Origin of the sequence: Novosphingobium sp. BL-52-GroH (genome assembly GCF_044813085.1) — a bacterium.
In the GTDB taxonomy this organism is placed as follows: domain Bacteria; phylum Pseudomonadota; class Alphaproteobacteria; order Sphingomonadales; family Sphingomonadaceae; genus Novosphingobium.
In genome coordinates this window covers 2,239,700-2,252,196 of the sequence record NZ_CP171152.1, presented here as the reverse complement: position 1 = coordinate 2,252,196, position 12,497 = coordinate 2,239,700, and the positions used below count along the sequence as shown (strand labels likewise).

Below are 12,497 nucleotides of genomic sequence, written 5' to 3'. Positions count from 1 at the left end.
CGTAATCGGTAGTGGACGGAGTGGCAATCGCGACGCCGCGCGTTGCGGGGCGGCAACATCTGCCATCGAACTGTAACTTTAATGTGTCATAGCATGTTTTCTAATGATTTTGCGGGCGGGCGACACTACATAGGCGTCCGTGCACGGAAGCATTTACGAATTCGAGACGCTGCCGATCTTCGGTGAGCTTGGCCGCCGCGATGGCGCCCGCACGGTGCGACCTGCCCGGCGTGGCCGCGCCGTGCCGCTCGTCGGCATCGTGCGCAATCCGCGCAGCCATCGCAACAAGGGCCTTGCGCCCGAGATGGCGGATTGCTCCAACATCCTGACGCAGACGCCCCGCACGCGCGAGGAACTTCATTACACGCTCGCCGAATTCGCGCGCCGCGGGATCGACTACCTCGTAGTCGACGGCGGCGACGGCACCGTGCGCGACGTGCTGTCCTGCGGCGCCGACATCTTCGGCGACGACTGGCCGACCTTCATCCTCCTGCCCAAGGGCAAGACCAACGCGCTGGCGGTAGACCTCGGCCTGCCAAACCGCTGGTCGCTGGCCGAGGCCCTCGCCGCCGCCCAGCGTCGCGGTACGCTGGCCCGCCGGCCGCTGCGCCTTTCGCCCAAGGACGGCACCGGACGCTGCGTCCAGGGCTTCGTGCTGGGCACCGGCATCTTCGCGCTCGCCACCGAAGCGGGCCAGGAAGCCCACCGCCGCGGCGCCTTCAACAGCTTTGCCGTGGGTCTCTCGATCCTGGCCGCCATCGTCGGCGCCCTGTTCGGCCGCACCGGCAACATCTGGCGTGCCTCCACGCCGACCCGCATCGTCGACCGCCATAGCGGCCGCCACCTGCCTTACGACGGGCGCGGCCGCGCCGACGAGCGCTTCCTCACGTTCGCCACCACGTTCGAGCGCTTCCCGCTCGGCGCGCGGCCATTCGGGCGCAACCCGGCACCGGGCCTCAAGCTGGCGGTGATCGATTCGCCGGTACGCTGGATCGTCGCGCTGCTGCCGGCGATCATGTTCGGCCTCCAGGGCAAGTTCCTGACCCGCAACGGCGCCAAGCGCTTCAGCGCGAACGACATCGACCTCGACATCGGCGGTTCCTTCATCCTCGATGGAGAAGCTTTCCCGGCCGGGCGCTACGTGCTCGACGAAGGGCCGCAGATCAACTTCGTGGTGCCCTGAGCCACGCCCTGAAGGCTTGTAATTGCCGCAAGCCTGCCCGATGCACGCCGACATGAGCGACGAATTCCCCGACGACAGGCTCGATGACCGCATCGCGGGCGCGCTCGCACGTCCCGTTGTGCCGCCCGTGCGCGCTTTCGCACAGCGGCTCGCGCACGAAGAAGGCGCGCTCGGCGTGCTGTTCTACGGTTCCAACTTGCGCACCGGTTCGCTGGAGGGCGTGCTCGACTTCTACGTGCTGCTGCCCGGCCCGCAGGTCGAACGCATCTGGCCGCGCGTCAGCTACCACGAATGGGTACACGAAGGCGTGCCGCTGCGCGCCAAGGTGGCGACGATGGCGCTGGAGACCTTCCGCGCCGCCGCCGCCGGGGAACGGCTGGACACCACGATCTGGGCCCGTTTCGTCCAGCCCAGCGCTCTCGCCTGGCAGCGCGACGCCGCCGCCGGCACGCTGATCGCCGATGCCGTGGCGGGGGCCGCCCGCACCGCCGCCCGCCTCGCCATCGCGCTCGGCCCCGACGCGGGCACGCCGGAGGACTACTGGCGGGCGCTGTTCCGGGCCACGTATGCTGCGGAATTCCGCGTCGAGAAGGCAGGCCGCGAGGATTCGATCCTGGCCGCCAACCGCGCCCATTTCGATGGCCTCCTGCCGCTGGCGCTGGCTGCCGGGAACATTGCGTTCTCCCGCAGTGGCGACGGTGCGATCCGGCCGGGGATCGACGAGCGCGAACGCGGGCGGACGCTGGGATGGTGGAAGCGCCGCCAGAGGCTGGGCAAGCCCTACAATGTCCTGCGCCTGCTCAAGGCCTCCACCACGTTCGAAGGCGCGGCGCGCTATGCCGCCTGGAAGATCGAGCGGCACACCGGCGTGCCGGTGGCGATGACCCCGTGGCGCGAGCGGCATCCGGTGCTCAGTGCGCCCGGCGTGCTGTGGCAGGTCTGGCGCGGCCGCAAGGCGCTGGCCAAGCGGGCGCAGGCATGAAGGCGCGCCCGGCCGCCCTCGTCCTCGCCGGCTCGCGCCCAGGCGCGCCGGACCCGGTCGCCGCGGCCGAGGGTGTCTCGCACAAGTCGCTGGTCGAGATCGCCGGCTGGCCGATGCTGGCGCATGTCGTCGCGGCGCTGAACGATGCGGGGATCGAACGGATCGCGGTCTCGGCCAGCGACCCCGAGGTACGCGACCTCGCCATCCGGCTCGGCTGCGAGGTCCTGGCGACCGGCGCGGGCCCCAGTGCAAGTGTCGCCATCGGCCTGGAGGCGCTGGGAGCGCCGCTCCTGGTCACCACCAGCGACCATGCCCTGCTGCAGGGCCGATGGGTGCGCGATTTCCTGGCCGATACCCCCGACGGTAGCGACGTCGCGATCCTGCTGGCACGCCGCGATACGATCGAGGCGGCCATGCCCGGCAGCCGGCGCACCTACCTGCGCTTCGCCGACGGGCACTGGTCCGGCTGCAACCTGTTCCTGCTCGCCACCGAACATGCCGGCCTTGCCATCGATACCTGGAAGATGGTCGAGGCGGACCGCAAGCGCCCCTGGCGGATTGCCGCGCGCCTGGGCCTGGGCATGCTGGCCGGCTACGCGCTGGGCCGCCTGACGCTGGCCGGGGCGATCGCGAAACTGGGCACGAAGATCGGCATCCACGCCAGCCTCGTGGCCGCGCGCGACGGTCTTGCTGCGGTGGACGTGGACAAGCCCTCCGACCTCGTGGATGCCCGCAAGATCATCGAGGGGCGCGCACGGTAGTCCCCGGCCTGACCCCGGGACGACGCTCCGGGCTTCGCTACATGTACTTCATCTGGATGCGGATCGACTTGACCCCGCCGCCTACCGGCACGCCCACCTTGGTATAGCTCGGCTTGCCCAGGTTGAAGATGTTGATCGAAGGGTTGTTCGACATAGCGCCGCCGTCGGTGCGGATGTCGGTTTCGCCGTTGCCGTTGACGTCGTGGCGGACGGCCACGCCGTAAGTGCCCGAGGACGGAACCGGCACACAGAAAGTCATGGTGCCCGCCCGCGCCGGCACCTCGATCCGCGAGAGCCATTTGCCCTTCTGCAGCCATTCCCCCGACGTCGCGCGGTAGGACTGGACGCGCAGCGTGCCGGACGATGCCTTGACGCCGTCCACGGTCACCAGCAGCGCCGGCCCCTTCTCGCTCGAGCAGCGGCCCATCTCGTTGCGGATCTCGTTGCGGTAGTCGTCCCGGCGCTCGGCCAGCGCAGGCACCGGCGCGGCCAGTCCGGCGGCTGCGAGGAGGGCCAGGACGGCGGACGTTCGATGGGGCATTGCGATCGATCCCCTGGGATTGGTCGTGGTCATTTCGCTTCCATGTAATGAGCTTGCGGGCATCAGGCTACAGGCGTTCAACCCGGCGGGGGGAGGACATGCAATGAACCCGTTTCATGCCGCCCGGATGCCGGAAGCGCCGTGAATGCTTACTGAATTTTCCGTTTCGCCCCCGGAAAGCCACGCCCGGCCGAAACCGTCCGCGCCGCCCCGAGGACCACCTTGACGCAATATCGCGTGTGGAAAACGGCCCTCCCAGCGCTTGTCGCCCCAAGATCTAGTGGCGTATTCGCATACCAGAGGAGCTATCGTTACTTCGCCATGACAATACCCCTGATTTCCCCTTCGATCCTGTCTGCCGACTTCGCGCGGCTCGGCGAGGAAGTGCGCGCCATCGACGAGGCCGGTGCCGACTGGATCCACGTCGACGTGATGGACGGCCACTTCGTGCCCAACATCACCATCGGCCCGGCCGTGGTGAAGGCCCTGCGCCCGCACAGCGCCAAGGTGTTCGACGTCCACCTGATGATCTCTCCGGTCGACGCCTACCTCGAAGCCTTCGCGGATGCCGGCGCGGACTACATCACCGTCCACCCCGAAGCCGGCCCCCATGTCCACCGCACGGTGCAGACGATCCGGAACCTGGGCAAGAAGGCGGGCATCTCGCTGAACCCGGCGACCCCGGCCAAAATGCTGGACTACCTGATCGACGACATCGACCTGGTCCTCATCATGAGCGTCAACCCCGGCTTCGGAGGCCAGAGCTTCATCTCCAGCCAGCTTCGCAAGATCGAGGCGGTGCGCAAGATGATCGACAAGTCGGGCCGCGAGATCCGGCTCGAGGTCGACGGCGGGGTCGATGCCAAGACCGCGCCGCTGTGCGTGGCGGCCGGCGCCGACGTGCTGGTCGCGGGATCGGCCACTTTCCGCGGGGGTCCCTCGCAATATGCCGCCAACATCCGGACGCTCAAGGGCCTGGCGCCCGCGGACCCGGTATAGAAGTGGGCGTCGACACCCGCCCGCAACCTGCGATGCGGAACCCGGACCCGTCCCGGGCGATTCCCCTGTCGCAAGTGGCCGAGGAGGGTGTGGTGGACGACAGCGCGAATGAACCCGAAGGCGCGCCCAGACCCGCGGCGCCCGGGCATCATGGCCCGGTGCACCACGCCGAAGTGATCGAGCCGGGCCACATCGAACCCGGCCGGGCCCTCGCGCTGGTCGATTTCTCGCCGCCTGCCGCCAGCGTCGGCGAAAAGCTGATCCGCATGGCCTATCGCATGGGCGTGCCGGGATCGATGCTGTCTGCCCCGATGGGCAAGAAGACGCGCACACGGCTGCTGGCGACGGTCAACAACACCCTGCCCGGCAGCCGCGCCGCGGGCACCGCGATCCGGGCTGGCCACTTCCTCGTCCACGGTGCCAAGACCCCGGTTGCCCAGGTCGACTATGCCGGCGCCCAGCGGGTCACGCCGCCGCTGGAAAAGGTGGTGCATTCCTTTTCCTGGTTGACGGACCTGGAAGCCTGCGCCCCTCGCGAACAAGGCGCGCCAGTGGCTGAGCGCATCCTCACCGCCTGGCTGCAGGCCAATCCCAAGCCACCCGGAAAGCCCGGCAAGGGCCCGGCCTGGAGCGTGGGCAATACCGGCGCGCGCCTGGCCAACTGGATCGCCCACGCCCCGCTGATCCTTTCGGGCGACAAGGCGCTGCGCCTCCGCACGCTGGCGCACATCACCGCGACGGCCCGCTGGCTCGACCGCCATGTCGGCCACGCCGAGGATGCCCTCGCCGAAGTCGCCGGCTGGGTCGGCATCGTCTGCGCTGGACTGCTGCTTCCCGACGGCCGCCCGCGCCGCCTCTACGGCGAGGCCGGGCTGATAAAGGCATTGGGCGAGCTGATGGGCGACGATGGCGGCGTCCTGGCGCGCAGCCCGCTGGCGCAGATGGAAGCGATCGCGCTGCTGGTGCGGCTGCGCAACTGCTACCACGCCACGCGTCGCGATACTCCGCCGTCCGTGGAACGCGTCGTCGAACTGCTGGTGCCGCCGCTTCTGGCCCTCACCCACGGCGATGGCGGGCTCGGGTCCTGGCAGGGCGGCTGGGCCGTATCGGCCGACGACGTCGAAGGCCTGGTCCGGGCCAGCGGCGTGCGCACCCGCCCGCTGCGTGACGTGCGCCAGTGGGGCTACCAGCGCGTCGTCGCGCAGAAGTCGATCCTGCAGTTCGACGCGGCCCCGCCGCCGATGCCGGCCCATGCCCGCTTCGGCTGCGCCTCGACGCTCGCCTTCGAGCTTTCCCACGGACTCCATCGTCTCGTCGTCAACTGCGGCGGCGCGGCGAGTGGTGGCGGTCTCGTGCCGATCCGGCTCGAACAGGGCCTGCGCGCGACGGCTGCGCACTCGACGCTCACGCTCGACGATGCCAATTCCACCGCGGTCCTGATCGGCGGCATGATCGGCTCCGGGGTCACCGAGATCGCCATCGATCGCAAGACCTTGCCCCAGGATAACGGTTCCGCCGCGACCCGGCTCGACGGCAGCCACAACGGCTATGCGACCCGCTATGGCCTAACCCACCAGCGTATCCTGCTGCTGCGCGACGACGGCACCGAACTGCGCGGCGAAGACCTGCTGCTGCCGTCCGGACGCAAGGGCAAGCGCGGCAAGGTAGGCTTCGCCATTCGCTTCCATCTCGGCCCCGAAGTCGACGTCAATCTCACCGCCGATGGCCAGGGCGCCGGCCTGTCGCTGCCGGACGGCAGCTATTGGCAGTTCCGCTCGGGCGGCGGAGCCGAAGGCGGCGAGGTGACGGTCGAGGATTCGTTGTGGGTCGACGGTCAGGGCCGCCCACAGGCGACGCAACAACTCGTCATCCAGGGCATGGTCTCGCGCGGCGGCGGCACCTTCGGGTGGCTGCTCAAGAAGATGAACTGACGGGGAACCGGTTGCGGCACTCCCATTGAATTTCGCGACCCCGGCGCTATCGAGTTGAGGGTCGTGGAAGCAAAACAGGCCGTGATGCTCAGGATCGTCAATCGGCTTCGATTAGGAATCGCCTCCTTTTCGCAGCACGATTTGGGTTATCCAATGCTGCGCTTGATCCATAAGCCCGCTCGCGCCACCTGCGCTGTTAACGCTATTTCCCCGCCGCGCCGAAACGAGCCCGTGCCGACCCTTGCCCTTGCCCCCCCGTGCCCGGGAGCCTAAAGGCCCGCGCAAAGCCCGTTTCGCCAAGGAAAGCCCGCCTAATGACCGATTCCGTCCAGATTCGCCGCGCCCTGCTATCGGTGTCCGACAAGACCGGCCTTGCCGAACTCGGCCAGGTGCTGAGCGCGCGGGGCGTCGAGTTGGTCTCAACCGGCGGAACCGCCAAGGCCCTGCGCGAGGCCGGGCTCGTGGTGAAGGACATTTCCGAGATCACCGGCTTCCCCGAGATGATGGACGGCCGCGTCAAGACGCTGCACCCGATGGTCCACGGCGGCCTCCTCGCCGTGCGCGACAATCCCGAGCATGCCGCCGCCATGGCCGAGCACGCGATCGGCGCGATCGACCTCGTGGTCGTCAATCTCTATCCCTTCGAGGCAACCGTCGCCAAGGGCGCGGACCGCGACGAAGTGATCGAGAATATCGACATCGGCGGCCCCTCGATGGTTCGCTCGGCCGCCAAGAACCACGCCTTCGTCACCATCGTGACCGACCCTGCGGACTACGCCGCCCTCATTGCCGAGCTGGAGGCGACCGACGGCGCCACCACCCTGCCCTTCCGCAAGCTGCTGGCCGCGCGCGCCTTCGCGCAGACCGCCGCCTACGATTCGATGATCAGCCAGTGGTTCGCCACCGTCGACCAGGGCCTCGAATTCCCCGAGATGATCAGCGTCAACGGCCGACTGAACACCACGCTGCGCTACGGTGAGAACCCGCACCAGAAGGCCGCTCTCTACACGCCGGTCGGCCCGTACACGCCGGGCCTGGCCCAGGCCGAGCAGGTCCAGGGCAAGGAGCTGTCCTACAACAACTACAACGACGCGGACGCCGCCTTCGAACTGGCTGCCGAATTCAAGGGCCAGAAGCCGGCCGTCGTCATCGTCAAGCACGCCAACCCTTGCGGCGTCGCCCAGGGCGACAGCCTGCTCGAAGCCTGGCAGGGCGCGCTCGCCTGTGACGACGTCTCCGCCTTCGGCGGCATCGTCGCGGTCAACACGCTGCTCGACGGGCCGACCGCCGAGGCGATCTGCCAGATCTTCACCGAAGTCGTCGTTGCCCCCGATGCCGACGAGGAAGCCCGCGCCTTCTTCGCCAGGAAGAAGAACCTGCGCCTGCTGCTGACCGGCGAACTGCCCGACCCGCGCCGCGCCGGCCTCACCGTCAAGCCGATCACCGGCGGGCTACTGGTCCAGGGCCGCGATGCCGGGGCGATTAGCCTCGACGATCTCAAGGTTGTCACCGAGCGCGCGCCCACAGACCGCGAGCTGGCCGACTGCCTGTTCGCCTGGACCGTCGCGCGTCACGTCAAGTCGAACGCCATCGTCTATGCCAAGGACGGCGTCACCGCCGGCATCGGCGCGGGCCAGATGAACCGTCGCGATTCGTCGCGCATCGCCGCAATGAAGGCGGCGGAAGCGGCCGAGAAGTTCGGCTGGGACGCCTCGCGCACGGTCGGCTCGGCGGTGGCCTCCGACGCCTTCTTCCCCTTCGCCGACGGTCTCCTGGCCGCGGCCGAGGCGGGCGCCACCGCGGTCATCCAGCCGGGCGGCTCGATCCGCGACGACGAAGTGATCGCCGCAGCCAACGAGGCCGGCCTGGCGATGGTCTTCACCGGCATGCGCCACTTCAAGCACTGAGGGGCCTCTTGACCCGCGACTTCGTCATTGCGAGCGTGGCGCAGCAATCCAGCCGGAGTAACGGCGCCAGGGATCGCCGCGCCGCCTCAGGCCACGCAATGACGGCCGCGTGGATGGTCGCACCCTAGCGGCATCCACGGCGGCGCTGCCCGCACGGCGCGGAAAAGGAGACGAGCGACCATGTGGGTGATCTGGTTCGGCCCCGTGGTTGTCGTCTTCTTCCTTGCCGGCATGACGGTCGCCGCGGTCCTGCTGCGGCTCGGCAAGCTGCGCTCTCCCCGCAGCGCCCTCGCGGCAGTCGCCCTGCCTTTCGGATGCGCGACCCTGCCCGTCCTCGCGCTCGCCCTGCTGTCGCTGGCGGCTTCGCTCTTCGCACCCGACGACGGCGCCCTCCATGCCGAGCTGTTCGGCGCAGGCCCCGTTCCCGCGCGCGACAGGATGCTGTTCGACGCCTTCGGTGACGGCCCGACTCGCGAAGTGCTGCTGCGCCTCGACCCCACGCCCGCCGAACGGGCGCGGATCATGGCCCTGCCCGGGTTCGCCCACGCCACCATGACCGCCGACTCCTTCGCCTTGCGCGGCATCCGGCACGGCCTCGACGGCTGGTGGATGCGCCCGACGAGGCCCGGGATAACCCGCCGCGCACCGGGCACCGACTGTCCTTCCCCGGCGATCTACGAAGCCGACGGTTTCAACGGCTGGCGCCAGTTCCGCATCGCGTTGTGCGCTGCGGATCGCGGCGATGCACCGGCGCTGTTTGTTGCAGCTTATGGTCGGTGACGGCTAAAGTTTCAGCGCTTCACCGCATGAGGTCAACGGTTCGTCGAAGAATGAACTCGCTTCGTCCAACGTTCACTGGACGGAAAGACACTTTTGACCATTGGGGCCCCACGCAATTCCCGACCGGGCACAGGCCCGTCACCCGCTGAAATTTTCGAAAGACCGTCATGGGACTCTTCAAGGCCGACTTCTACCGCTTCTTCGCGCTCGGCTTCGCCGGCGGGGCGCTGCTGGTGCTCGGCGTGATGGGGCTGGGCGGGCATTCGCCGCTGGCCGATGACTTCGCGCCCGCCGCGCAGGCCGCCGAAACGCACTGATTGCGCGGGACCGAACGAAGTCCCATATGGGCTTCATGTCCGCGCATCACGACCACCACGAACATTCCGGCGCCAACCTCGTAAACGAGGCGCGCAACGCGCTCGTCGAAGCGGGCGAGCAGTGGACCGAGATGCGCGCCGACGTCTTCTCGGCGCTGGCCGACCGCGAGCGCCCTGCCTCCGCGTACGACCTGGCGGAAAGCGTATCGGGCCTGCGCGGCAAGCGCGTCGCACCCAACAGCGTCTACCGTATCCTCGACCTGTTCGTGCGCACCAACCTCGCACGCCGGGTGGAAAGCGCCAACGCCTATGTCGCCAACAGCCACCCCGGCTGCCAGCACGACTGCATCTTCCTGATCTGCGACAGCTGCGGACAGGCGGTCCACATCGACGACGACAAGCTGACCGGCGCCCTCGTCGCCGCCGCACGCAGCGCCGGATTCGCGCAAGTCCGCCCGGTGGTCGAACTGCGTGGCATCTGCTCCGACTGTAGCTGAGCCATCGGTTCGCAGCCGGTCGGCACGAAAGCAATCGGACGAACGGCAGCAACGATCGACACGGCAATGCCTTTGCTCGTGCAATTCGTCGTCAATAGAGGCCTATATTACAAACGCCGTCAATCGACACACACGCCGCAAAGGTGTAGGGCCCGGGCAATGAACGCCACTCCGGCCACTCCTTTGCTCGACACTGTTTCGACTCCCGAAGACCTGCGCAGGCTCAAGCCCGCGCAACTGCGCCAGCTCGCCGACGAACTGCGAACCGAGATGATCTCGGCCGTGGGACAGACCGGCGGCCACCTGGGCTCCGGCCTCGGCGTGGTCGAACTGACCGTCGCCATCCACTACGTGTTCGACACGCCGGCCGACCGCCTGATCTGGGACGTCGGCCACCAGGCCTATCCGCACAAGATCCTGACCGGCCGGCGCGACCGAATCCGCACCCTGCGCCAGGGCGGCGGCCTGTCGGGCTTCACAAAGCGGTCCGAGAGCGAATACGATCCGTTCGGCACGGCGCACAGCTCCACCTCGATCTCTGCAGCGCTCGGCTTTGCGATCGCCAACAAGATCAAGGCCCAGCCCGGCCGCGGCATCGCCGTGATCGGCGACGGCGCGATGAGCGCCGGCATGGCCTACGAGGCGATGAACAACGCCCGCGAGGCCGGCAACCGCCTCGTCGTCGTGCTCAACGACAACGACATGTCGATCGCGCCGCCTGTGGGTGGCCTTTCGGCCTACCTCGCGCGGCTGGTGTCCTCCGGACAGTTCCTCGGCCTGCGCGAACTGGCGCGCAAGTTCGCGCGCAAGCTGCCCCGCCCGCTGCATCTCGCCGCCAAGAAGACCGACGAATTCGCCCGCGGCATGGCGATGGGCGGCACCCTGTTCGAGGAACTGGGCTTCTACTACGTCGGCCCGATCGACGGCCACGACCTCGAAGCGCTGGTGCCGGTGCTGGAAAACGTGCGCGACGCCGGCGAAGGTCCCATCCTCGTCCATGTCGTCACCAAGAAGGGCAAGGGCTACGGCCCGGCCGAGGAAGCCGCCGACAAGTATCACGGCGTCCAGAAGTTCAACGTGGTCACCGGCGAGCAGGCCAAGGCCCCCGCCGGCCCGCCCAGCTACACCGGCGTTTTCGCCAAGGCGCTCACCGTCGAGGCGACACGCGACCCGACGATCTGCGCGATCACCGCGGCGATGCCCTCAGGCACCGGACTCGACAAGTTCGCAGCGCAGTTCCCCGAACGCAGCTTCGACGTCGGCATCGCCGAACAACATGCCGTGACGTTCGCCGCCGGCCTCGCCGCGCAGGGGATGCGCCCGTTCTGCGCGATCTACTCCACCTTCCTGCAGCGTGCGTTCGACCAGGTCGTCCACGACGTCGCGATCCAGAACCTGCCGGTGCGCTTCGCCATCGACCGCGCCGGCCTCGTCGGGGCCGACGGTGCGACTCACGCTGGATCGTTCGACGTGACCTACCTCGCCACCCTGCCCAACATGGTCGTCATGGCGGCGGCGGACGAAGTGGAACTGGTCCACATGGTCCACACCGCCGCGTGCTACGACGCCGGCCCCATCGCCTTCCGCTATCCGCGCGGCAACGGCATCGGCCTGGAACTGCCCGCCCAGCCGCAAGTGCTGGAGATCGGCAAGGGCCGGATCGTGCGCGAAGGCTCGAAAGTCGCCATCCTCTCGCTCGGCACGCGCCTGGGCGAAGCGCTCAAGGCCGCCGACCTGCTCGACGCCAAGGGCCTGCCCACCACCGTCGCCGACTTGCGCTTCGCCAAACCGCTCGACACCGACCTGATCCGCCGCCTGATGCTCAGCCACGACGTCGTCGTGACGGTGGAGGAAGGCTCGATCGGCGGCCTGGGCGCCCACGTCCTCACCATGGCAAGCGACGAGGGCCTGACCGACGCCGGCCTCAAGATCCGCACCATGCGCCTGCCCGACGTGTTCCAGGACCACGACAAGCCCGAGGCGCAGTACGATGAAGCCGGCCTCAACGCGCCGCAGATCGTCGATACCGTGCTCAAGGCCCTGCGCCACAACAGCGCCGGGGTAAACGAGGCGCGGGCTTGATCGCGGCGGCAGCGATGCTGCTGCTGGCGCAAGCTCCGGAAGCGGCTGCAACGCCGGCCAGGGTCGCATTCGACCATGCCGCGCGATGCCGCGTCCATACCCAGATGCTGCCTGCCGTGTTCACCGAGAATCCGGCAAGGCAGCGTTGGGGACGGATCGTCTACGACTACTGGTCGAAACGAAGCGACCTTTTGGCTCAGGACGCCGGCATCAAGCCGGAGCAGCGCGAAATCAGCTACCTGCTGATCCCCATCACCGCCGACATGGACTTCATCAATACCTGTATCGACGAGGCCATGAAGGATGGCCTGAAGCCCTGAAGCAGCGGGGACGTCCTGGAGCCGTCGCCCCTAGTCCCGTTGACGTCGTCATTGCGCGTGCAGTCGCCTGGCGAGGTGCCTATCCCTTCGCCCTTCCCGGCTTGGCCCGGAGACCGCTGGCCGGCCGCACCCACCTTTCGGCGAGACGGCAATAAGCTGAGACCAGCCCTACGCCTCTCCATCGCTTGGCGACAGGG

At 68.4% G+C, this 12,497-nt stretch carries 12 protein-coding genes; 11 read left to right on the top strand and 1 reads right to left on the bottom strand.

The genetic code is table 11. From position 1 onward, the window contains the following. The first annotated feature begins 139 nt into the window (after positions 1 to 139). The 3 genes from ACFFDA_RS23540 to ACFFDA_RS23530 are packed head-to-tail and all read left to right on the top strand — an operon-like array spanning position 140 to position 2,926. Entirely contained in the window at positions 140 to 1,183 is a 1,044-nt protein-coding gene (locus ACFFDA_RS23540; RefSeq protein WP_404479690.1) for a diacylglycerol kinase family protein, read from the top strand. A 52-nt stretch (positions 1,184 to 1,235) separates the two neighbouring features. Further along, entirely contained in the window at positions 1,236 to 2,165 is a 930-nt protein-coding gene (locus ACFFDA_RS23535) for a hypothetical protein (RefSeq protein ID WP_404479689.1), read from the top strand. Beyond that, positions 2,162 to 2,926: an NTP transferase domain-containing protein gene (locus tag ACFFDA_RS23530; protein WP_404479688.1), complete on the top strand. Its 765-nt coding sequence runs from the start codon at positions 2,162 to 2,164 to the stop codon at positions 2,924 to 2,926. The genes ACFFDA_RS23535 and ACFFDA_RS23530 overlap by 4 nt, the downstream gene beginning before the upstream one ends. A 37-nt stretch (positions 2,927 to 2,963) precedes the next feature. Here the strand turns inward: ACFFDA_RS23530 and ACFFDA_RS23525 are convergent, their stop codons facing one another. Beyond that, positions 2,964 to 3,500, bottom strand: coding sequence for a DUF2141 domain-containing protein (locus ACFFDA_RS23525; RefSeq protein WP_404479687.1), 537 nt, complete (start codon positions 3,498 to 3,500; stop codon positions 2,964 to 2,966). Between the two features lie 288 nt (positions 3,501 to 3,788). On the opposite strand from ACFFDA_RS23525, the gene rpe reads away from it, so the two are divergent. From rpe to ACFFDA_RS23485, 8 genes are all read left to right on the top strand, one after another. Then, positions 3,789 to 4,466: a ribulose-phosphate 3-epimerase gene (rpe, locus tag ACFFDA_RS23520; protein ID WP_404479686.1), complete on the top strand. Its 678-nt coding sequence runs from the start codon at positions 3,789 to 3,791 to the stop codon at positions 4,464 to 4,466. A gap of 32 nt (positions 4,467 to 4,498) precedes the next feature. Then, positions 4,499 to 6,397 (top strand): heparinase II/III family protein, encoded by a 1,899-nt coding sequence (locus ACFFDA_RS23515; RefSeq protein ID WP_404479685.1) that lies wholly within the window; start codon positions 4,499 to 4,501, stop codon positions 6,395 to 6,397. Between the two features lie 314 nt (positions 6,398 to 6,711). Continuing rightward, positions 6,712 to 8,304, top strand: coding sequence for a bifunctional phosphoribosylaminoimidazolecarboxamide formyltransferase/IMP cyclohydrolase (purH, locus tag ACFFDA_RS23510; protein WP_404479684.1), 1,593 nt, complete (start codon positions 6,712 to 6,714; stop codon positions 8,302 to 8,304). 180 nt (positions 8,305 to 8,484) lie between these two features. Further along, complete coding sequence (locus ACFFDA_RS23505) at positions 8,485 to 9,084, top strand: hypothetical protein (RefSeq protein WP_404479683.1); 600 nt, start codon at positions 8,485 to 8,487, stop codon at positions 9,082 to 9,084. A 167-nt stretch (positions 9,085 to 9,251) separates the two neighbouring features. Continuing rightward, positions 9,252 to 9,401, top strand: a complete 150-nt coding sequence (locus tag ACFFDA_RS23500; RefSeq protein ID WP_404479682.1) for a hypothetical protein — start codon at positions 9,252 to 9,254, stop codon at positions 9,399 to 9,401. A gap of 35 nt (positions 9,402 to 9,436) precedes the next feature. Then, on the top strand, positions 9,437 to 9,898 hold the full coding sequence (locus tag ACFFDA_RS23495; RefSeq protein ID WP_404482857.1) for a Fur family transcriptional regulator: 462 nt from the start codon (positions 9,437 to 9,439) through the stop codon (positions 9,896 to 9,898). Positions 9,899 to 10,057: 159 nt separating this feature from the next. Then, positions 10,058 to 11,980, top strand: coding sequence for a 1-deoxy-D-xylulose-5-phosphate synthase (dxs, locus tag ACFFDA_RS23490; protein ID WP_404479681.1), 1,923 nt, complete (start codon positions 10,058 to 10,060; stop codon positions 11,978 to 11,980). After that, positions 11,977 to 12,300 (top strand): hypothetical protein, encoded by a 324-nt coding sequence (locus ACFFDA_RS23485; RefSeq protein ID WP_404479680.1) that lies wholly within the window; start codon positions 11,977 to 11,979, stop codon positions 12,298 to 12,300. Before dxs ends, ACFFDA_RS23485 begins: the two co-directional genes overlap by 4 nt. Positions 12,301 to 12,497: the final 197 nt, after the last annotated feature.